19 protein-coding genes are annotated in these 19,767 nt (G+C 67.9%); 7 read left to right on the forward strand and 12 right to left on the reverse strand.

What is annotated here, in order from left to right:
* Positions 1 to 7 precede the first annotated feature (7 nt).
* A complete protein-coding gene (locus ACQPYM_RS40615; RefSeq protein ID WP_433012233.1) occupies positions 8 to 1,594 on the reverse strand; it encodes a phage tail tip lysozyme in 1,587 nt (528 codons plus the stop codon).
* A gap of 155 nt (positions 1,595 to 1,749) precedes the next feature.
* Here ACQPYM_RS40615 and ACQPYM_RS40620 point away from each other — a divergent pair, with 155 nt between their 5' ends.
* Positions 1,750 to 2,418, forward strand: coding sequence for a GntR family transcriptional regulator (locus ACQPYM_RS40620; protein ID WP_433012236.1), 669 nt, complete (start codon positions 1,750 to 1,752; stop codon positions 2,416 to 2,418).
* 45 nt (positions 2,419 to 2,463) lie between these two features.
* On the opposite strand, the gene ACQPYM_RS40625 is transcribed toward ACQPYM_RS40620, so the two are convergent.
* Genes ACQPYM_RS40625 through ACQPYM_RS40660 form a run of 8 tightly spaced genes read right to left on the reverse strand, consistent with a single transcriptional unit; the run spans position 2,464 to position 11,749 of the window.
* Positions 2,464 to 4,533: a hypothetical protein gene (locus ACQPYM_RS40625; protein WP_433012239.1), complete on the reverse strand. Its 2,070-nt coding sequence runs from the start codon at positions 4,531 to 4,533 to the stop codon at positions 2,464 to 2,466.
* 53 nt (positions 4,534 to 4,586) lie between these two features.
* A complete protein-coding gene (locus ACQPYM_RS40630) occupies positions 4,587 to 5,813 on the reverse strand; it encodes an enolase C-terminal domain-like protein (RefSeq protein ID WP_433012242.1) in 1,227 nt (408 codons plus the stop codon).
* Complete coding sequence (locus ACQPYM_RS40635; protein ID WP_433012245.1) at positions 5,810 to 6,652, reverse strand: SDR family NAD(P)-dependent oxidoreductase; 843 nt, start codon at positions 6,650 to 6,652, stop codon at positions 5,810 to 5,812. The genes ACQPYM_RS40630 and ACQPYM_RS40635 overlap by 4 nt, the downstream gene beginning before the upstream one ends.
* Positions 6,653 to 6,663: 11 nt before the next feature.
* Positions 6,664 to 7,488: a carbohydrate ABC transporter permease gene (locus ACQPYM_RS40640; RefSeq protein ID WP_433012248.1), complete on the reverse strand. Its 825-nt coding sequence runs from the start codon at positions 7,486 to 7,488 to the stop codon at positions 6,664 to 6,666.
* Entirely contained in the window at positions 7,485 to 8,435 is a 951-nt protein-coding gene (locus ACQPYM_RS40645; protein ID WP_433012251.1) for a carbohydrate ABC transporter permease, read from the reverse strand. Before ACQPYM_RS40645 ends, ACQPYM_RS40640 begins: the two co-directional genes overlap by 4 nt.
* The gene (locus ACQPYM_RS40650) at positions 8,432 to 9,733 is read right to left on the reverse strand and encodes an ABC transporter substrate-binding protein (protein WP_433012254.1); all 1,302 of its coding nucleotides are present in this window, start codon (positions 9,731 to 9,733) and stop codon (positions 8,432 to 8,434) included. The genes ACQPYM_RS40645 and ACQPYM_RS40650 overlap by 4 nt, the downstream gene beginning before the upstream one ends.
* Positions 9,734 to 9,779: 46 nt before the next feature.
* Positions 9,780 to 10,487 (reverse strand): FadR/GntR family transcriptional regulator, encoded by a 708-nt coding sequence (locus ACQPYM_RS40655; protein WP_433012257.1) that lies wholly within the window; start codon positions 10,485 to 10,487, stop codon positions 9,780 to 9,782.
* Positions 10,484 to 11,749, reverse strand: a complete 1,266-nt coding sequence (locus ACQPYM_RS40660) for a DUF4185 domain-containing protein (RefSeq protein ID WP_433012260.1) — start codon at positions 11,747 to 11,749, stop codon at positions 10,484 to 10,486. Before ACQPYM_RS40660 ends, ACQPYM_RS40655 begins: the two co-directional genes overlap by 4 nt.
* Positions 11,750 to 11,872: 123 nt before the next feature.
* On the opposite strand from ACQPYM_RS40660, the gene ACQPYM_RS40665 reads away from it, so the two are divergent.
* Positions 11,873 to 12,259: a phage holin family protein gene (locus ACQPYM_RS40665; protein ID WP_433012263.1), complete on the forward strand. Its 387-nt coding sequence runs from the start codon at positions 11,873 to 11,875 to the stop codon at positions 12,257 to 12,259.
* Positions 12,260 to 12,267: 8 nt separating this feature from the next.
* Entirely contained in the window at positions 12,268 to 12,726 is a 459-nt protein-coding gene (locus tag ACQPYM_RS40670; RefSeq protein WP_433012266.1) for a low molecular weight protein-tyrosine-phosphatase, read from the forward strand.
* A 15-nt stretch (positions 12,727 to 12,741) separates the two neighbouring features.
* Here ACQPYM_RS40670 and ACQPYM_RS40675 read toward each other — a convergent pair whose 3' ends face one another.
* On the reverse strand, positions 12,742 to 13,956 hold the full coding sequence (locus ACQPYM_RS40675; protein ID WP_433012269.1) for a pyrophosphate--fructose-6-phosphate 1-phosphotransferase: 1,215 nt from the start codon (positions 13,954 to 13,956) through the stop codon (positions 12,742 to 12,744).
* Positions 13,957 to 14,090: 134 nt separating this feature from the next.
* On the opposite strand from ACQPYM_RS40675, the gene ACQPYM_RS40680 reads away from it, so the two are divergent.
* A complete protein-coding gene (locus ACQPYM_RS40680) occupies positions 14,091 to 15,050 on the forward strand; it encodes a hypothetical protein (RefSeq protein WP_433012272.1) in 960 nt (319 codons plus the stop codon).
* 14 nt (positions 15,051 to 15,064) lie between these two features.
* Here ACQPYM_RS40680 and ACQPYM_RS40685 read toward each other — a convergent pair whose 3' ends face one another.
* On the reverse strand, positions 15,065 to 15,562 hold the full coding sequence (locus ACQPYM_RS40685) for an Lrp/AsnC family transcriptional regulator (RefSeq protein ID WP_433012275.1): 498 nt from the start codon (positions 15,560 to 15,562) through the stop codon (positions 15,065 to 15,067).
* Positions 15,563 to 15,624: 62 nt separating this feature from the next.
* Between ACQPYM_RS40685 and ACQPYM_RS40690 the strand changes: the two genes are divergently transcribed.
* Together ACQPYM_RS40690 and ACQPYM_RS40695 are read left to right on the forward strand one after the other, a co-directional pair.
* The gene (locus ACQPYM_RS40690) at positions 15,625 to 16,524 is read left to right on the forward strand and encodes a DMT family transporter (protein WP_433012278.1); all 900 of its coding nucleotides are present in this window, start codon (positions 15,625 to 15,627) and stop codon (positions 16,522 to 16,524) included.
* A gap of 5 nt (positions 16,525 to 16,529) precedes the next feature.
* On the forward strand, positions 16,530 to 17,501 hold the full coding sequence (locus ACQPYM_RS40695) for a TIGR03560 family F420-dependent LLM class oxidoreductase (protein WP_433012281.1): 972 nt from the start codon (positions 16,530 to 16,532) through the stop codon (positions 17,499 to 17,501).
* Here the strand turns inward: ACQPYM_RS40695 and ACQPYM_RS40700 are convergent.
* Positions 17,494 to 18,495: an acetamidase/formamidase family protein gene (locus tag ACQPYM_RS40700; RefSeq protein WP_433012284.1), complete on the reverse strand. Its 1,002-nt coding sequence runs from the start codon at positions 18,493 to 18,495 to the stop codon at positions 17,494 to 17,496. The two genes, ACQPYM_RS40695 and ACQPYM_RS40700, sit on opposite strands and share 8 nt — an antisense overlap.
* Before the next feature lie 152 nt (positions 18,496 to 18,647).
* Between ACQPYM_RS40700 and ACQPYM_RS40705 the strand changes: the two genes are divergently transcribed.
* Positions 18,648 to 19,340: a response regulator transcription factor gene (locus ACQPYM_RS40705; RefSeq protein WP_360287652.1), complete on the forward strand. Its 693-nt coding sequence runs from the start codon at positions 18,648 to 18,650 to the stop codon at positions 19,338 to 19,340.
* Positions 19,341 to 19,767: the final 427 nt, after the last annotated feature.

Raw genomic sequence — 19,767 nt, forward strand, 5'->3', positions numbered from 1 at the left:
TCTGCTCCTACTTCTTCAGCCGGGCGACGGCGAACCGCCCGTTGGTGGGGGTCCAGCCGCCGACGTCGTAGGCATAGCCGGCCTCGGGCACGTGGCCGCCGAGGGAGCCGGAGGCGGAGTTGTACTTACCCCACGGGCCGACGTACAGGTACGTGTGACCTGCGCCGATGAAGATGTCACCGGGCTGCAGATCGCCCATGTCGATGTTGTTGAAGACGTCGTACTTGCCCGAGGTGCGCAGATAGTTGTCCTGCACCCCGGTCGACACCATCGGGTACTCCGGGTCGGCGCCGCTCATCCGCATCACGGTCGCCACGAACCGCCCGCAGTCGCTCCACACCTCGTACCCCTGGTCGCTGTTCCACTTCGGCAGCGCCTCCTGGAACGCCGGGGTCGCATCACCCTTGTTCTTGCCGTGCCCACCGTCGGGCCAGGCCAGCGACTTCGCCACCTCGGCGATGTTGCCACTGCCGGCCGCGCACGCGGTCGACGGCCCCACCCCCGGCTTCCCCGGTGGCGCTGCTCCGCCCGAGTAGGTGTCGAAAACCTCCCGGGCGGTCTTCTTCCGCTCCTCGTACTCCGGGTGGTTGTCGTCCGTCGTGAAGATCTCGTAGTCGTGCGCGAAGACGTAGGCGGCTTCCTCGACCGTCTTGGTCGCCTTCATCTTGTCGCCGACGGCCTTGAGCGCGACCGGTCCCGTCCCGTCCAGCTGCTCCTTCAGGAACTTGAGCTGGTACTCGAGGGTCTCGATCGTCTCGTAGCTGACCCCCTTGCTGCGGGACGCGGTGATCATCTTCTTGGCCGGGTACCACTGGACGATGCCCCACGCCTTGTCCAGGCCTTCGGCCACGTTCGCCTTCGTCACCGTCGGCGGGTTGGTGCCGTTGAGCAGCGTGGGCGTCACCTGCGACTCGTGGATCATGTTGCCGACGATCCCGGCGGCCTGCTCCTTGGTGTAGCCGTTCGCGACCAGGTAGTTGAAGGCCTTCTCCTGGTTGGTGCTGCCGACCAGCGGACCGTCCGTGTTGCAGCCACAGCCGGTGCCACCCGACCCGGACGAGGCGGCCGCGAAGAGCTTGGCCGGGTCGGCCTGCTTGAGCGCCCCGCCGCTGTCGCCCTGGGCCCAGACCTCGAAGTGCAGGTGAGCGCCGCTCTTGCCCGGCGCGGTCTCGTTGCCCTCGCCGGACGTCGCGATCACCTGGCCGCGGTCGACCTTGTCGCCCTTCTTGACCGCCGTGGAGTCGAGGAACTGGTACCAGGTCTCCATCGCGTCGCCGTGGCTGATCTTGATCAGGTCGGCGGAGACCGACTTCACCTCGCCGGACTCGACGGCGTACACCTTGCTGCCCTTCGGGACGTCGAAGTCCATGCCCTTGTGCTGCTCGGGCCCCTCGTCGTCCCAGCCCTGGGCGGCCCCCTTCTTGTCGGTCGGCCAGGCCATCCCCGACGCCTCGGTCGTCGTGCTCGGCGTACAGGCGGAGGCGCTGCCCATCCCGCTCATCACTCCGACCAGCAGCGCTATCACGATCAGCAGCGGGAGGAAGAACACGAGCATGACGCCACCGACCAACGGCAGTGCCTTGCTGTCACTCACGGCATTCTCCTCGCTCTGGCAGGGGCGGCCACTGCGTCAAAGACTGCCCGAAAACCAGGTCATCATGTCGAGAGTTATCCACAGGCTGAGCGGCGGCCGCCTCGCGGGCCCGCGCCGAACGCGACAACTGAGCCTGACTGGACGAGAATCGCTGCATGTACGAACGGCTGCGGGTGGACCGCTCGACCACGGTGGACCGGGTTGTCGACGCGCTCCGCGCCGCCCTCTTCTCCGGCGACCTCGAACCCGGTACGCCGTTGCGCGAGCAACCGCTGGCCGAGGCGCTCGGCGTCGCCCGCAGTACGGTCCGCGAAGCGATGACGATGCTGGTCACCGAAGGGCTCGCGGTCCGCGAACCGAACAAGGGCGTCAGCGTCGCGATCCTGCACCCGGCCGCGGTCGCCGACATCTGCCGGGCCCGGTTCGTGCTCGAGTCGGCCGGGATCCGGGCCTGGTTCGACGCCGACGAGTCCGCCCGCGAGCGGGTCCGCGCCGCGATGCGCACGTTCGCCGCGACCGCCAAGGAAGGCGCCGACCCGGAGGCGATGACCGAGACCCACCTGGCCATCCACCGCAGCCTGGTCGCCCTCACCGGCAGCGAACGCCTGACCGCCACCGCCGACTCGATCACCGGCGAGGCAAGACTGGCCCTGGCCCGCGTCGACGCCCTCCGCCAAGACGCCAGACAACAAGTAGCCTCCCACCGCAAACTGGTCCGCCTCCTGGAGAAGGGCCAACTAGACGACTGCGTGGAGGAATTACGCCGCCACTTGGCGGGCGCCGAAGAGTCCCTCCTCGAAGCCATCGCGACCCCACCCTCCTGATCCACGCCGGCTAAGACGCACCCCGGGGCAGCCTGGCTCCAAGTACTACGAAACGCCCTCGGCGGTGATGGTGTAGGTGCGGTTGCCGACGCGGAGGTTGTGCAGGCGGGCGTTGGGATCCAGGGGCGCGACGCGGGGGTTGGCTTGGACTGTGCCGTCCAAGCCAACCTCCAGACCGAACACGCCTTCCAGCACCAGGCTCACCCAGGCGCCGGATGACGAGCAGGACCAGTCGATCAGGTACGGGTACTGCGGCGGCGACTTGCGCGCCCCTCCGGCCATCGCCGGGACCGCCTCTTCCACGAAGTGCGCCTGACCGCACGGCCCTTGGTTCGCGGTCTTCGCCAGGCCCGGCAGCCAGTCCAGCGCGACATCGCCGCGGCCCAGTGCGAACAGCGCTCGGGCGGCGTCGGCTGGCCAGGCGGGGTAGGCGCCGTTCCACTGGTGGTCGGGTCGCAGGCTGAAGGCGGCATCCGCGTCGTACGGCGACAGTGCGCGCATCCAGGTCGGGGTCTGGAGTTCGCGCTGGAAGAACTCCACCATCTCTGCCCGCTGCGTGTCCGACAGGTCGTCGGCCATCGTGGTGCCGATGAGGTTGAAGTCGTAGCAGTGCCGGACCGGGACCAGAGTGCCGTCGGGCTGGCGGGCGTGCCAGAAGCCGGCGCCCTCGACGTACAGGTCGTTGACGTGACCGGCCTGTTCGTCAGCCTCCTTGCGCAGCAGGCGCGAGCGGTCGGGCTCGCCCGCGCGCTCGGCTACCTCGGCGGCTACTCGTAGGCACCAGACGTTCGCGGCGTTGAAGCTGGCTACCTCGTGGACGTAGCTGCTCACGCATTCGAGCAGGTTGTCGATGCCGCCGTAGTCGGCGAGCGGGTGGTCTTTGCGCAACCCGCGCCAGGCCGTCGCCCAGTCGTGCAGGTGTGACGCCACCGGCTTGCGGGCGTCGTCCCGGCCGGCCGGCGTCGCCAGGAAGTCCTCGTCTCCGCTGAACCGAATGTAGTCCCGTACCAGCCGCGTCATCGCGAAGTCGTTGACCGAGTACCACTGCCCGACCGGCCCGCCGGTGAGCCATTCGGTACCGAAGTGCGCGTGGGTGTCCAGGTCGATCCAGTGCTCGATATGCCGGCGCATCGGCACCGGGTCGAGCAGTGCATGGGTCAGCGACGACAGGCTGTAGTCCCAGATGAACGTGGTGGTCTGCCAGTACCGCGGCATCAGCGTGTCGTAGGTACGCCCGATCACACTCGCCGGGTTGTCGCGGCGGAACCACACCACGCCGAGCACACCCCACCAGTAGAGCTTCCGGAGCGCCTCGTTAGAGGTCTCCAAGATCGGCAGCGAGCCACTGAACCCGTCGCTGTCCGGATCGAACGCATCCGCCAGCGCCTTGTCCCAGTGCACCTCGGCCGCCGCGATCACCGCCGGTACGTCGGCCACACAAGCGTTGTAGTGCTCGGCCGCCGACCCGACATCGCCGTCCAGAACATGTACGAACCCGAGCTGCCCGTTGCCAGAGGCATCCAACGTGACCGTTGCCTCCAGCATCGACTGCGGCCGAAGCGCCGCCGCCGCAGCAAATTCCGATGACCCAGCAGAAGAGGAGCCGATCGAGGTTGTGGTCACCGCAGCAGCCCTTGACGTCACCGCATCGAACCCCTGCAAGCTGACAGCCGACCCCGACTCACCGGTCCCGACCACCGCACCCCGGATCTCGGCTTCCCGCAAAGTGTTCGGCTCCGACGGCGGCTCGGGCCGCGACCACCCGCCGGCCGCGCGGGTCGCAGTACTGGCCAACGCCAGCCCGATCCGCACAGAGCGCCCCGCCGCACCCTCGACCTCAAGCTGCACCACAACCGCAGGCCGCCCCGGCGCGCAAGCCGTCGTACTGCGCAGCGTCAACCCGTCGATCCGCGTCGTCCGGACAACCCGATCCGGCCGCCACACCACCTCCACCTCACCGCCGTACGACCGCGCCAGCCGACCATCGACATAGAGCTGACCGGTGATCACATCGCCATGCGAGTACGGCGGGAAGTTGATACTGCGAATGGCGAACACGTCCAGGTCGACCTGTGCGGTGCCAAGGAAGTTGGTCAACCCCGGCGGATTGAACATGTCGTCATACGTATGCGTGAGCACATCGCTGGCAAGGTCCGTACTACGGGGGATCATCGCAGCCCTTCGGTGGGATCGGCCCAGTCGGTGTTCGGCAGCAGCGGGTACCACCCGGGCCTGGCCGGATCGCGGTCATAGGGATATGGACCCAGCTCGCGGAACAGTTCGGCGTACTCCGCGAGCTTGTCGCGATCCAGCTCGATCCCCAGACCGGGCCCGTCCGGTACGGCGATCGCGCCACCACGGTACGGAAGCTTGCCCCCGGCAATGATGTCGTCGCGCAGATGGTGATAGTGCGCATCGGCAGCGAACGACAGATTCGGTACGACGGCGCCGAGCTGGAGCATGGTGGCCAGCTGGATCCCCAGCTCGCCCGAGGAGTGCACGGCCACCCCGAGCTGGAAGGTCTCGCAGACCCCGGCCGCCTTGACGCAGGCCCGGATCCCACCCCAGAAGGTGGTGTCCAGCAGGATCACATCGACGGCCGGATCCCGCACGTTCGCGGCCAGTTGCTCGAAGTTGACCACCACCGTGTTGGTGGCGAGCGGGATCGAGGTGTTCTCCCGCACCCGGCGCATCCCGTTCATCCCCCAGGTGGGGTCCTCGAGATAGTCGTTGTCCAGGTCCTCGATGCCCCGGGCGAACCGGATCGCCTCCTCGACCCCGAAGGCGCCGTTGGGATCGAACCGCACTCGGTGCCCAGGGAACGCCTTGGCAAGCGCCCGGAAACACTCCCGCTCGTAGTCAGGCGGAAACACCCCGCCCTTCAGCTTGTGCACGGTGAACCCGTACTCGGCCACCAGCGACCGCGCGTGCTCGACCAACTGCTCCGCGGTCCGAATCTCCCCCGTGCCGTCGTCGGCGGCATGGCGGAAGAACAGATAGCTCGCGAACGGCACCTTGTCCCGCACCTTGCCACCGAGCAACTCGTGCACCGGTACGCCGAGCCGGCGCCCCTGCAGGTCCAAGCACGCGAACTCCACCGCCGCGAGCAACTGGGTCCGGTTGTTGTACAGACTCGCCGTCGGATTCGCCAGCATCCAGCGCAGCGCCTCGCTGCGGGCCGGGTCATGACCGACCAGGTACGGCTTCAGCGCGGCGACGGCATCCTCGGCACTCTGACCACCACCACCCATCTCGCCCAGCCCGACCAGACCGTTGTCGGCCTCGATCTCGACCACGGTCCGCACGAACCGTCCCCAGTGCGCGCCGTTGCTGTGCCGCAGCGGCGCCTCCAACGGCATCGTCACGGTGGTCGCGCGGATGTCCACGATCTTCATCGAGCGTCCTCCGGCAGTACTACGGCCAGCTGGGCGGTCAACCCACCGTCGACCTTCACGTCGGCCCCGGTCACGAACGCGGCGGCCGGCGACGCCAGGAAGTGGATCACCTGGGCCACCTCACTCGTCGCCGCCACCCGGCCGAGCGGATGGGACCGTCCCCATTCCGCGACGACCTCGTCGGTCGACCGGTCGCCACTGAACTGCGCGGCCGAGGTCCGCAACATCGGAGTGTCCACCGATCCCGGACAGACCGCGTTGACCCGGATGCCGTCGGCCGCGTGATCCACCGCCATGGCCCGGACGAGGGAGAGCAGAGCGCCTTTCCCCATCGAGTACGCCGCGACGTTGTGCTGCGAGGCGTACGCCTGCACCGACGCGACGACCACCACACTCCCGCCGCGCGGGATCAACGGCAGGAACGACTGGCAGGCGAAGAACACCCCGCCGACGTTGACGGTCATCACCTCGTCGTACGTCGAGGCAGGCGTGTCCACGACCGTTCCGTACCGCTGAACCCCCGCCGCACAAACCAGAGCGCCAAGCCCGCCACTACCGCTGCCTCTGCCGCCACCGCCGCCCCCATCGCTGCCGCCACCGCCGTCGCTGAGAGCCTCGCTCACCCGCTCGGCCGCTGCTGCCAGCGCGGTGCGATCGGCGACGTCGACGACGATGCCGGTGACCCGACCACCCAGCTCTGCCTCCAGCGCGGCAAGGGCATCCGCATCGCGGTCGAGCGCGAAGACCCGGTCGCCCGCGGCGGCGAACCGCTCGACGGCGCCACGGCCGATACCGGCCGCGCCACCGGTGACGACGACCGCACGAGGTCCTGCTGGCATATGAGATCCCTTCAGAACTGGCCGAGGGCGAGGCCCCGGGAGAAGAACCGCTGGGCGGCGAGGAACAGGACGACGGTCGGCAGCGACACCAGCAGTCCGCCGGCCAGGACGGTCGGCAGGGCAGCACCGCCGTACGTGCTCTGTAGTCCGGTGAGCGCCGGCATGATCGGCCGGACCGACTCGGACTGGCTCAATGTCAGACCGAGCAGCAGATCGTTCCAGACAAAGGTCGCCTGAAGGATGAAGATGGCCGCCAGAGCACTACCGGCCATCGGCACGTAGATGCTCCGGAAGATCCGGAACAGCCCGCCACCGTCAACGACCGCCGCCTCGAAGACGCTCCGCGCGATCCCGGTGAAGAAGTTCCGCATCACGAAAGCCGAGAACGGAACGCTGATCGCGGTGTAGACGAGGATCATCCCGACCCGGGTGTCGTACAGCCCCGAGCTCGCGTACCCGGAGAACAGCGGCATCAGCACCATCTGCAACGGGAAGATGGTGCCGCCGAAGATGAAGACGAACCAGACGAACCCGTACTTGAGCCGCAGCGCGACGATCGCGTACCCGACGGCCGCCCCGATCAGTACGGCGAGAACCGGCGCCACCACGCTGTAGAGGGTTGTCGCCAGCAGCGTGCCACCCAGCGACGCCTTGTCCCACGCGTCCTGGAAGTTCGCGAACAGCGAGAACCCCGACGGCTTCCACACCGCAGCAGGATCGTAGGCGTCGACCGCCTTGGACGCGTTCACAACCAGCAGGTAGACCGGCGCAAGCCAGATCACCCCGAGCACGACGAGGACCGCAGTACGGACCGGACCGGATGAGGTCTTGTTCATCGGGAGTCACCGTCCGCCAGCTGGTAGCGCAAATACAGCACCGACGCGGCGAACGTGACCAGGCTGAGGAACAACGCGATCGCCGCGCCCTGGCCGTAGTCGTTCAGCACGAAGGTCTCCTTGTACATGGACAGGGCCAGCGTCTCCGACGACGTACCGGGACCGCCCTGCGTCATCACCCAGACCACATCGAACGTCTTGAGGCTGCCGACGATCGACAGCCCGACCACGACCGTCGTGATCGGCCGAAGCTGCGGCCAGAGCTGGTGGAGGAACAGCTTGAAGCCCTCCGCCCCGTCCAGCCGGGCAGCCTCCAGCGGCTCGGCCGGGATGGACTGCAGCCCGATCACGAACAGCAGCGCGTTCACCCCGGCGGCCTGCCAGGAGGTCGCCACGATCATCATCAGCGTGTTGCCCGGCCCGGCCTGCAACCAGCCCGTGTGGGCACCGGGCAGACCGAGGAAGCCGAGCACCTGGCCGAGCGCGCCGTCCGGCTGGAGCACGAAGCCCCAGATGACACCCACAGCGACACCCGAGATCGCGTACGGCAGCAGGAACGGCAGCCGCAACCAGGTGCCCCACCGATGGCCATACGTCAGTACTGCGATCAGCAGGCCGAGCACGACCGGCAGGGTGACCATGCCGACCACCCACAACAGCGTGTTGGTCAGTGCGCCCACCAGATCGGGGTCGCTGAACATCGCCTTGTAGTTGGTCAGCCCCGACCACACCGGCCTACCGAGGCCGTTGAAGTCGGTGAAGCTGACGTACGTCGTCCACACGAACGGCAGGTACAGCAGCAGCGCCACGATGGCGGCGGCGGGCAGCCCGAACAGCGGCGCCACCCGCCCACCAGTCCGGGCCGAGCGCTGAGCAGAGCCCCGTACCGGGCGCTGGGCCGAGCGCTGTACCGGGCGCTCGGCCAGGCGCTGGGTGCTCCGGCTCACTTCTGCTTGGCCCAGTAGGCGTCCGCCTCGGCCTGGACCTTCTGCAGACCCGGCATCGGATCACCCGGCTTGGTGACGAATGCCCCGAAGACCTCGAGCGCCTTGTTCATCACCGGCACCGGCGTGGCCTCGAACCAGCGGTTGATCAGCCGGTAGCCGTCGCCGCCGACGTCCTTGTTCAGCGCGGCCAGCGCCGGATCCTTCACCTCGGCCTTCGGGTTGAACGACAGGTCGCCGCGAGAGTTCGCCCAGGCGGTCTGCGCCTGCGGGGTGACCCACCAGTCGGTCCACTTCTTCACCGTCGACGCGTGATCGCTCTGCGCGGCGGAACAGACCGGCCCGGTCTCGAAGATCATCGAGGTCTTCGGCAGCGACGGGTTGACGTTCGGGATGACGAAGAAGTCGTAGTCGGTGCCCGCCTTCATCTTCAGCGTGTTCAGGTTGCCGCTGAACCAGGTGCCGAAGTTGACCATCCCGACCGCACCGCTCTTCAGCTGCGCCTGCGGCTCGGTCTTCGAGCCCGGGTCGCTGAAGAGTCCGGCGTCGATCATCTTCTTCCACTCGTTCATCACGTCGACCACGCCCTGGTCGGTGTACTTCGCCTTGCCGGTGGCCAGCGCGTCGTACAGGTCCGGGTCCTTGCCGGCCAGCAGCGTCTCGAACCAGACGAAGCTGAACAGGATGTTGGTCTGGTAGAACGGCTTCACCCCGGCCGCCTTCACCTTGTCGGCGACGGCGAGCAGCTCGGCCCAGGTCTTCGGGTTCTGGGTGATCCCGGCCTTCTTGAAGACTGCCTTGTTGTAGTACATCACCCAGTAGCCGGCGTTCAGCGGCATGCAGTACTGCTTGCCGTCGTAGGTGAAGTACTGCTTCAGCTGCTCCGGGATGTTGCCGTCAGCAACCGCCTTGGTCCACTGGTCGGTGGTCTCGGCGACCAGCTTCTGGTCGACCAGCTCCTCCAGCTCCTTGCCGGTGTGCCAGGTGAACAGGTCCGCCTTCTCCTTGGTCCGGAACGAGGACCGGATGAACGCGGTGTAGGCGTTGGAGTCGGAGTAGCCGACCGGTTCCATCCCGACGCCGATGTCCTTCTTGCTGGCCGCGCCGACCTGGGTGAAGGCTTCCTTCCAGCCACCCTTGTCGTTGTAGAACTTCAGCGAGTCGACCGGCTTGTCCTCACCCTTCGCGGTGCTGGAGTCACCAGCTCCACCACCGCAGGCGGACAGGGCCAGCGCGCCGGCCACGACGAGTGCGGTCAGCGCCTTCGGTTTGTGCTGCTTGTACGGCGTACTGCGTGACATGGTGCGGTCCCTTCGGCTCTGTGAAACTTCTGCCCCACCGCACCGGTCACGGGTGCTGGGCGCTGTCGCTGACGACGGTGAGAACGCCGTCCAGGTGCTCGCGGGTGAGTCGTTCGGCCAGCTCGGTGTCGGCGGCCCGGACCGCTTCGAGGATGGCGCGGTGCTCGTCCAGGTCGGCCTGCCGGTCACCGTGGATGTGCAGGATCTCCAGCTGTTCGCGGACGTTGACGACCGTGACGGACTCGACCACCTCGGCCAGGGTGGCGTTCCCGGACGCCTGGGCCAGGCACCTGTGGAAGTCCATGTTCACCTCGGCCAGCCGCGCATGGTTGCCAGAGGCAATCAGATCGGCAGCTTCGGCAAGGCGCTCGTCCAACCGCTCCAGCGCCTCGGCCGTACGGTTCTGCGCAGCCAGGGCCGCGACCGGCGGCTCGATCAGCGCGCGAGCCTGGAGGAGCTCCACCAACCGGTCCGCCGACGGCGTCGGGGCCAGCGGGTTGGCGAGCACCAGCCGTCCGATGTGCCGGCCGACGTACACACCGGATCCGTGCCGCAACTCGACCGCGCCGGTGGCCTCCAGCCGGCGCAAGGCTTCCCGGACCGTCGGTACTGCGACCTGGAACCTCTCGGCCAGCGACCGGACCGACTCGAACTGGTCACCCGAAGCCAGCTTCCGTTCCGCGATCAGGTCCAGCATCGAGGTGGCCAGGTCGTCGAGCAGGCTGCGCCGGACGACGCCGCCCGAAGTACTCATCGCTGACCGTCCGGGGTCAGCGCGACCCGGACGAACCTGGGACGGTAGATGCTGACATCGGCGTACAGGTCGACATTGGCGTCGAGGCTGTTGACGTTGTAGCTGACGAGCAGCGAGTTGCCGCGGCGCCGGTCGGGATGCTCGTGCGAGTTGTACGTGATGATGTCCGCGTCTCCATAGCTGCCGGTGGCACCGGTCTCGGGGGTTTGGTAGAGCTCGACCGGGTTCACGAACGGACCGGTCGGGGAGCAGGCGAAGTAGCCGAGCACCCGTTTGCTGAACAGCTCGGTGGTGTCGTGCGTGACGAGCAGGTAGCCGTCCCCGAACCGGGTCACGCTGTGCTCGTTGGCAACACCCTCGAGCACTCGCACCGAGGCCGATTCGTCGGCCGACCAGCCGGTACCGGTCCAGTACTGCCAGCGCTTGGTACTCAGATCGTCGCCACGGACCCGGGCGACATGCTCGTACTTCGAGGCGCCGAGGTCCTCCACCCCGTAGACGTAGGTGTAGCCGCGGTCGCGGAGCAACCACGCGGACCACTGGATGTTGGCGCTGGACGGGAGTGGGATCAGCTTCTTCAGTTTCAGCGTCGAACTGTCGAACCGGGCCAGGTGGGTCGACGACCAGCGCCAGTCCCATTGCCCGGTGCCCGTTTTTTCGAACTGCAGCGTCGTGACGTCAAGGTTGCGGCCGGCCTTGCTGGTGCCGGCGGCGCCGAACCAGTACCAGCCGTTCGACGGCGGCGGGACCAGGGCGGTCGGCTCGGACGCGGTGCCACCGGTGACGGTCTTCAGCGACTTGCCGCGCTGGATGACGAAGGAGTTGTTGATGAACGGGGTCGTGATCGGCCGGCCGCCGTCGGCGTTGACCGGTCCGAGGAAGGTGTCGGAGAAGATCCACGCGGTCCGGCCGCCGCGGAGCTTCACCGAGTAGGTGCTGTCGCCTCCGGTCCAGCCCTGGCCGGTGTCGCTGTAGGCGTTCAGCAACGGTTCGGGAGCCGCCTGCGGTTTCGCCGCGACGGACCAGTTGGTCCGCGCCACTGCACAGTCCCGCCGACCAGACGTCACGACCGGGCCCTCCTTCGACGGGGTTGCCACGGTGAACGGCCGCGGGATCGAGCCAACCTGGGGATGGCCGGCTCGCGGATGGCCGCTCGAGGGGCGGGAGGCCTCGGGGGCCGGCTCAGGCGCCGCGAACGCCGGGACTGCCAGCGCAGTACTGAGTACTGCGGCGCCGAGCGCCCAGCTCATCCGGTTTCTCATCTTCGCCTCCTCGCGGGGAATGAAAATGATCAGATCACTTGGTCATTATCGTGTCAAGGGTGTGGCGAACCTCCGGCGCGGTGATCGCGGGGTGGATGAACCCGGGGGTGGCAGGATCGAGGCATGAAGAACTTGATCATCAAGTTGCTGGCCAACGCGGTGGCCCTGGCGGTTGCCAGCTGGGTCGTCAGCGGCATCACCCTCGAGGGTTCGACGACCGGGCGAAGGGTGCTGACGCTGCTGATCGTGGCCGCCATCTTCGGCGTGGTGAACGCGGTGGTGAAGCCGATCGCGAAGCTGGTCTCGCTGCCGTTCATCATCCTGACGCTCGGCCTGCTGATCTTCGTGATCAACGCCCTGATGCTGCTGCTCACGTCGTGGATCACCGGCAAGCTCGACGTCCAGTTCCACGTCGACGGGTTCGTGGCCGCGCTGCTCGGATCCCTGGTGATCACGCTGGTCGGCATGCTGCTCAACGTGGTGCTGCCGGACAAGGCCGAGATGCGGTGACTCCGGTGGTGAGGCGCGTCGAGGTGGTCTGTACCGGCAACATCTGCCGTTCGCCGATCGGTGAGGTGGTGCTGCGCGCGAAGCTCGCCGACGCGGGCATCGACGACGTCGTGGTGACGAGCTCCGGCACGAGCGGCTGGCACATCGGCGATCCGATGGACCACCGCGCGACAGCTGCACTGGCCCGGCGCGGGTATGACGGAAGCGCGCACCGGGCGCAGGAGTTCCGCAGCAGCTGGTTCCCCGAGCGCGACCTGGTGCTCGCGATGGATTCCGGGCACCTGTCCGCATTGCTCCGCCGCGGCGGCACGGACCTCGCAGTACCGGTCGAACTGTTCGCCGACATCGACGTACCGGATCCGTACTACGGTGACGACACCGGCTTCGACGATGTCCTCGTTCAGATCGAGAAGGCCGCGGACCTGTGGGTCGAGCGGCTCGCGGGCTCCCCACCGACTGGCCGGTGAGGAGCCCGGCCCGTACTACTTGGTCTGGCCGATGTCGCTGAGCAGCGTGGTGAACCACTCCACGCTCGGGTCGAACTCCTTGCCGCCGGCAATGCGCGGGAACTCGATGGCGCGGAGTTCGTCACCGCGCTCCTCGTCATGGCCGATCACACCGCTCTCGCCGCGCAACGCCGCGTCGACCGCGAAGTCGGTGCACTGCTTGATCAGCTCGAGGTCGGCCGGGTTGGCGGCGGCCGAGCGGCTGAAGTAGCCGCTCTTCTGGACCATCGTCTTCTCCGCGCCGATCCGCTCGGCGAACTGCTTCGCGAACCAGGCGCCCGGGTTGATCGTGTCCAGCTTGACGTGCCCGAACGGATCCCGGCCGACCTCCTCGCCGCGGGCCTCCATCTCGGCCACGATCGACGGCACACCGGCACCTTCGGACAGGAAGATGTTGACGCAGTCGTTCTCGTCCATCACCGCCTTCAGCCGCTCGGCCTCGGCGTCCAGGTCGATCGTTGCCTCAGGCACGTAAACCGCGTGCACGTCCCAGCCGCCGGCGGTCAGGCCGATGCCCGGGTTCCACTCCTGCGCGGTGACCCACTTCCGGTACTCCGCTGCGGTGGCGGCCGTCAGCCAACCGCAGTTGCGGCCCATCACCTCGTGGACGACGAGCATCCGCGGGTTCGAGCTGTGCTCGGCGATCACGTTGCGGGCGAACAGCGCGCCCTGCTCGGCCGCGGTCCAGGCGCCCAGGCTCTGCCGGATCGGGATCACGTCGTTGTCGATCGTCTTCGGCAGGCCGACCACGGTCAGGTCGTAGTCGTGCTCCTGCAGGTACGCCGCCAGGTCGGCCGCGGTCGTGTTGGTGTCGTCACCGCCGATCGTGTGCAGCACGTCGACGCCGTCGGCGACCAGCCGCTCGGCCGCGACCTGCAACGCGTTCTGGCCGTCGGAGATCAGGCCGCGCTTGATCAGATCGGCGGTGTTGGTCAGCTTCACCCGGCTGTTGCCGATCGGGCTGCCGCCGAACTTGTGCAGCAGACCGGCCTGGGCGCGGATCTCGGGGGTGACCTCGAGGTGCCGGCCACTGAGCAGACCGTGGTACCCGTTCAGGTAGGCGATGATCTCCACGTCGGGCGCCACCTCGGTGTAGCGCTCGATCAGCCCGCCGACGGCGGACGACAGGCAGGGCGCGAGCCCGCCCGCGGTGAGAAGGGCAACTCTGCGGACAGACTTGTCGGCAGCCATGGTCAGGGTCCTTCCAGAGGTCGCTGAAGTCGCCCTCAGCGTAGTGATGCAGACCACTCCGCACGCTGGTTGGGGTTCAGCCCGCGGACAGCTCAGATACCAAAGTTGCTGGTGGGAGGACTGAGACTGGAGACATGACTCTGCAGATCCGCGGGATCTCCTATCTCCCGGCCGACGGCGCCGACGCCGTACAGCGCGATCTGCGGGCCATCGCCGAAGACCTGCGCTGTACGACAGTGATGCTGATCGGCACCGACACCGCCGCGCAGATGGCTGCGGCGGAGTACGCGTTGGAGATCGGACTGGATGTGTATATCCGGCCGTACGTCGAGAGCCGGCCGCGGACCGAGTTGCTCGCTCACCTCGAGGCAACCGCTCGTGCGGCTGAGGGGTTGCGACAGCGGTACCCGGACAGGGTCACTCTGCTGATCGGCAGCGAGTTCTCGCTCACCTCGCGGGGCATGCTCCCGGGTCGCTGGATCTTCCTGCGAGTGCAGGTGCTGGTGAGGTGGCGCCGCTTCTTCGACCGACGGATCACCCGCAAGCTGAAGGCGCTGATTCCGGCGGCGCTGGCGACCGCGCGCCGGGAGTTCCACGGCCCGATCACGTACGCCGCGGGCTACTGGGAACAGGTCGACTGGTCGGGCTTCGACCTGGTCGGGGTGAACCTCTACCGGTTCGGGAACGATCCTGCCGGGTACGCGGAGCGGCTGGATGAGCTGGTCGCGTCGGGCCGGCCAGTGGTCATCACGGAGTTCGGCTGCGGCTCCTTCGTCGGGGCCGACAAGCGTGGGCCGGGCTCGTTCCTGATCGTGAACTGGTTCGCGTCGCCGCCACGGATCAAGGAGGGTTACGTCCGCGACGAGGGGACCCAGGCGGCGTACCTGGAGGACCTGATCACCCTGTACTCCGACCGCGGCGTGCACGGCTGCTTCGTCTACACCTTCTCGATGACGGAGTTCCCGCACAGCCCGGAGCCGTCGCACGACCTCGATATGGCTGGGTTCGGTGTGGTCAAGATTCCGGCCGACGATGTGGAACGCTGGGAGCCCAAGGCCGCGTTCGCCAGTGTGGCGCGGCTGTACTCGCGCTAGTTGCCAGACTCGCGCTAGTTGCCGGGCAGGGGGACGCTTCGGGGCTTGATGGGGGTGGAGACGATGAACGAGGTGGTGGTCTGGCCGTGGGTCTGGAACTTGTCCAGGATGTCTTCCAGGCCGGCGATCTCAGCGACCTGGACGCGCATCAGGAAGCAGTCGTCGCCGGAGATCCGGTGACACTCGACCACCTCGGCGATGCGCTCGGCCAGCTCGATGATGCGCGGGATCTGACCGGGTCCCGGGCGTAGCCGCACCCAGGCGCCGACCGGCAGCCCGAGCGCGCCGGGGTCGATCTCGAGGCGGTAGCCGCGGATCACGCCGGACTCCTCCAACCGCGTCACGCGTTCCCGGACGGTCGGAGCTGAGACCCCGAGGCGGCGCGCCAGCTCCGTCGTACGGAGTCGCGGGTCGGCGGACAGCTCGGTCAGCAGGCGGATGTTCAGGTCGTCCAGCACCGGCTTCTCGGTTTGAAAGCCAGCGGCCAATTCGATCTTCGTTTCGGTAACCATCAGCGGCCTCTCAGGTCCGAATCGCCATGGGAACAGGGCGAATCTGTTCCTAGGGTAGTCACGTGACAACCGCTGTGGAAACCTCCCCCAAGACCCTGCTGGTGACCGGCGCGGCCTCGGTGTCCGTGCTGCTCTGGGCCTCTTCGTTCGTGGCCATCCGCCACGCCGGCACCGAGTTCTCGGCCGGGTCGATGTCCCTCGCCCGCCTCCTGGTCGGCAGTGTGCTGCTCGGCGCCTTCCTCTTCCTCAGGCAGTCGCCCAGCAGCCTCACCTGGCCGGCCAAGCGCGACTGGCCGCCACTACTCGCCTGCGGACTGCTCTGGTTCGGTGTTTACAACGTGGCCCTCAACGCAGCCGAGCGCCGCCTGGACGCCGGTACTGCGGCCATGCTGGTCCACATCGCCCCACTGCTGATCGCACTGCTGGCGGGCCTGACGCTAGGCGAAGGCTTCCCGCGACAGTTGGTCATCGGGAGCCTGGTGGCGTTCGGCGGCGTAGTACTGATCGGCCTGTCGACCTCCACCGGCCGCGCCGAGACCTGGGGCGTCATCCTCTGCATCATCGCCGCCATCGGGTACGCCGTCGGTGTGGTGACCCAGAAGCCACTACTGACCCGCCTCCCGGCCGCACAGGTCACCTGGCTCGCCTGCATGATCGGCACGCTCGCCTGCCTCCCCTACGCACCCGCACTGACCAGCGAACTCCGTACTGCGAGCGCCAGCACCATCTGGTGGGTCGTCTACCTCGGCGCCTTCCCCACCGCACTCGGCTTCACCACCTGGGCCTTCGCCCTCCGCCGCACAACAGCCGGCCGCATGGGCGTGACCGTGTACGCCGTACCGGTGGTCGCGATCCTCCTCGCCTGGCTCTTCCTGGGCGAGACCCCCGCGCTGCTCGCACTCATCGGCGGCACCCTCTGCCTAGCCGGAGTCGCAATCTCCCGCCGTACCGGAAAGGCCTGACGCTGATGCAGTTCGGAGTGTTCTTACCCCAGGGCTGGCGAATGGACCTGGTCGAGCTGGCCGATCCTGTCGACCAGTGGGAGGCGATGACGGCTGTAGCCCGAGCTGCCGACACCGGACCCTGGGACTCGATGTGGCTGTTCGACCACTTCCACGCCGTGCCGGAGCCGGCCCGCGAGACCGTCTTCGAAGCCTGGACGGCGACAGCCGCACTGGCCCGCGACACGCAGCGCGTCAAGCTCGGCCAGATGGTCGGCTGCAACGGCTATCGCAACCCGGCGCTCTACGCCAAGATGGCCGGCACTGTCGATGTCGCCAGCCACGGCCGTCTGTACGCCGGACTGGGCGCGGGCTGGGCCGAAGACGAGTGGACGGCGTACGGCTATCCGTGGAGCAGCCTGAAGGACCGGATGGGCTCGTTCCGCGAATCGGTGGAACTGATCCATCGGCTGTGGACCGAAGAGGATGTGGTTTTCCACGGGAAGTACCACTCTGTGGACAAGCCGTACGTCGAACCGCGCCGCAAACCGCCGCTGTGGATCGGCGGAGGTGGCGAGCAGGTCACCCTCAAGCTGGTCGCCCAGTACGCCGATGCCTGCAACTTCGGCACCGGCCAGGTCGACATCATCGAGCACAAGCTGTCGGTACTGCGTAAGCACTGCGACTCCGTCGGTCGCGACTACGGCGAGATCGTGAAGTCGACCAGCCTCAACCTGTTCCCGATCTCGCGCGGCGCTGACCCGGTGAGCGCGACGGCCAAGGCGCGCGGGCGTTTCGGCGTGGAAGAGTTCCGCGAGATCGGCGCGGGCGGCGGCGTCGGGTTGGCCGACATTCTTACTCCTGGGGAGATCCGAAGCCGCCTCGAGCGCTTGGAGGAGATCGGCGTCCAGTACGTCATCTTCTACATCCCCGGTGTCGCCTACGACCACGATCCCCTGCACCTGCTGGCGACGGACGTAGTACCGGCTTTCAGCTGAGGGTCGCGGCCAGGTCGCGCAGGTGGGTGTGAATGTTGCTGTAGGCATCGGCTTTGGGAAGGTGGCGTTTGGGGACCTTGGTGACAACGCTGTAGTTGGCGTCGACCACATTGGCCAGCGGCACCTCGCTGATCTGGCTGAGGAGCTGGTAGGCGTCCAGTTTGTCGAGGCCGTAGAGCTCGCCCAGCCAGCCGACCATGTCGACCTGACCGGCTCGCCAGGCGTCCTCCAACGGACGGCTTGAGCCGACGACGGCCAGGTACGCGTCGTTCTCGATCCGTGGCCAGACCGGACCCGGCGTCTTGAGGAGTTCGACGATGAGGACGACGTTCATCGCGCCCTCGACTGCCGTACCGCAGGACTCACCCTCGCCCTGCCGGTAGTGCCCGTCGCCGACCGAGAACAGCGCGCCCTCGACGTTCACCCGCAGGAAGCAGGTCGCCCCGGCCTTCATCTCCGGCGTGTCCATGTTGCCGCCGAAGACGTCCGGGACCAGTGACGAGCGGACCTCGCCGGCCGCCGGCGCCACCCCGACCGTGCCCAGCATGGTCTCGATCGGCAGCGCGATCTCCAGGTCGCTGCCCTGCGCCTGGAACCCGACGGTCTGCCGCTCGGTGTCCACCTCGTAGATCCAGGTCCGCTCCGGCAACGGGTCCTGCAGGGTCGCAGTACGGTCCGTGCTGGTCAGACCGCCGAAGAACGGGATGGTCGCGGACGCGCCCCAGCCGCGCGCCGGGGTGAGTTCGGCGAAATGCAGCACGAGCGTGTCACCCGGCTCGGCGCCCTCGACGTAGAACGGCCCGGTCTGCGGGTTCACGAACGGCATCTGGAGGCTGGCGCTGGCCAGATCCGCCGTACTGCGCAGGCGCCCGCAGAACGCGTCCTCGGTCCACAGCCGCATCGCCGTACCGGGTCTGACCCGGCGCAGCGGCGCGACCCCGCCGAAGGTCCAGGTCAGCTGGTCGTTGTCCGGCGTGAATTCGACGATGTCCACGCGGAGAACCTACGGCGGGACCGGTGTCCTTCGCGACTGATCAGCGGGTTCTCAGCCGATTCTCAAACAGACGGCATAACCTCGACTGCACAACCTCTGATGGCGGGGCTCGGCCGAGCTCCGATCGAACTGTGGGCGAGCGGGAGCGCGAGATGCGGGTACTGGTGGTGGACGACGACCGGGCGGTCCGGGATTCGTTGCGCCGTTCGCTGGAGTTCAACGACTTCGAGGTGGTGACCGCCTCCGACGGCGCCGAGGCGCTCGCGGTGATCGGCAACGTCGACCCCGACGTGGTCGTGATGGACGTGATGATGCCCCGGCTGGACGGGCTGGAGACGACCAAGGCGTTACGGGCTGCGGGCAACAACGTGCCGATCCTGGTGCTGACCGCGCGGGACGCCGTCGCCGACCGGGTCGACGGGCTCGATGCCGGTGGCGACGACTACCTGACGAAGCCGTTCGCGCTCGAGGAGTTGCTGGCCCGGCTGCGGGCACTGCTCCGCCGCAGTACGACGCCGGGCGAGGGCGGAGCACGCGGCGAGATCCTCCAGTACGCCGATCTGGTGGTGGACGTGGACGCCCACGAGGTGCACCGCGGCAACACCCCGATCCCGCTGACCCGGACCGAGTTCTCACTGCTCGAACTGCTGATCCGCAACCCGCGCCGGGTGCTCGAACGCGCGGTGATCCTGGACGCCGTCTGGGGCTACGACTTCCCGACCACGGCGAACTCGCTCGAGGTCTACATCGGCTACCTGCGCCGCAAGACCGAGATCGACGGCCTGCCCCGCCTGATCCACACGGTCCGCGGCATCGGCTACGTCCTGAGAGACACCCCACCGTGACCACCCAACCCCCACCCGACGACTTCCCCCGCTACACCCGTCCACCGGACGAGGAAGCCCTCGAACTGGGCCCCACCCACAACCGCCCCGGCCGCCCCCACCCCGGGCGGACTCAAGCCGGGCCGACCCAACCAGGGCGGGCTCAGCCGGGGCCGGAGCGGATCGGTACAGCCCAACCCGGACCGGCCCAGCCCGGCGCTGGTCAGCCTGGCTCAGCTCACACTGGGCCGGTCAAGTCCGGTCCGGCGCAACCGGGTGCGGGACACCAGGGTCCGGGCCGGCCAGGCCCGATGCAACCAGGTTCGACCCACCTGCAGAGCCAGCCCGCCATGGGTGCCGCTCCCACCGAGCCCGGTCGCCCGCAGTCTGCCCCCGGGGGAAATGCGGGACGGGTTGCAGCGACTGCGGGGCGGACGCAGGACTGGTG

This window comes from Kribbella sp. CA-294648 (assembly GCF_050943845.1).
Lineage (GTDB): Bacteria > Actinomycetota > Actinomycetes > Propionibacteriales > Kribbellaceae > Kribbella.

Bases quoted from the DNA above. Each gene is read 5' to 3' on its own strand.
- ACQPYM_RS40620 (WP_433012236.1), top strand. From the start codon at position 1,750: ATGTACGAACGGCTGCGGGTGGACCGCTCGACCACGGTGGACCGGGTT.
- ACQPYM_RS40625 (WP_433012239.1), bottom strand. From the start codon at position 4,533: ATGTTCAATCCGCCGGGGTTGACCAACTTCCTTGGCACCGCACAGGTC.
- ACQPYM_RS40630 (WP_433012242.1), bottom strand. From the start codon at position 5,813: ATGAAGATCGTGGACATCCGCGCGACCACCGTGACGATGCCGTTGGAG.
- ACQPYM_RS40635 (WP_433012245.1), bottom strand. From the start codon at position 6,652: ATGCCAGCAGGACCTCGTGCGGTCGTCGTCACCGGTGGCGCGGCCGGT.
- ACQPYM_RS40640 (WP_433012248.1), bottom strand. From the start codon at position 7,488: ATGAACAAGACCTCATCCGGTCCGGTCCGTACTGCGGTCCTCGTCGTG.
- ACQPYM_RS40650 (WP_433012254.1), bottom strand. From the start codon at position 9,733: ATGTCACGCAGTACGCCGTACAAGCAGCACAAACCGAAGGCGCTGACC.
- ACQPYM_RS40655 (WP_433012257.1), bottom strand. From the start codon at position 10,487: ATGAGTACTTCGGGCGGCGTCGTCCGGCGCAGCCTGCTCGACGACCTG.
- ACQPYM_RS40660 (WP_433012260.1), bottom strand. From the start codon at position 11,749: ATGAGAAACCGGATGAGCTGGGCGCTCGGCGCCGCAGTACTCAGTACT.
- ACQPYM_RS40665 (WP_433012263.1), top strand. From the start codon at position 11,873: ATGAAGAACTTGATCATCAAGTTGCTGGCCAACGCGGTGGCCCTGGCG.
- ACQPYM_RS40675 (WP_433012269.1), bottom strand. From the start codon at position 13,956: ATGGCTGCCGACAAGTCTGTCCGCAGAGTTGCCCTTCTCACCGCGGGC.
- ACQPYM_RS40680 (WP_433012272.1), top strand. From the start codon at position 14,091: ATGACTCTGCAGATCCGCGGGATCTCCTATCTCCCGGCCGACGGCGCC.
- ACQPYM_RS40685 (WP_433012275.1), bottom strand. From the start codon at position 15,562: ATGGTTACCGAAACGAAGATCGAATTGGCCGCTGGCTTTCAAACCGAG.
- ACQPYM_RS40695 (WP_433012281.1), top strand. From the start codon at position 16,530: ATGCAGTTCGGAGTGTTCTTACCCCAGGGCTGGCGAATGGACCTGGTC.
- ACQPYM_RS40705 (WP_360287652.1), top strand. From the start codon at position 18,648: ATGCGGGTACTGGTGGTGGACGACGACCGGGCGGTCCGGGATTCGTTG.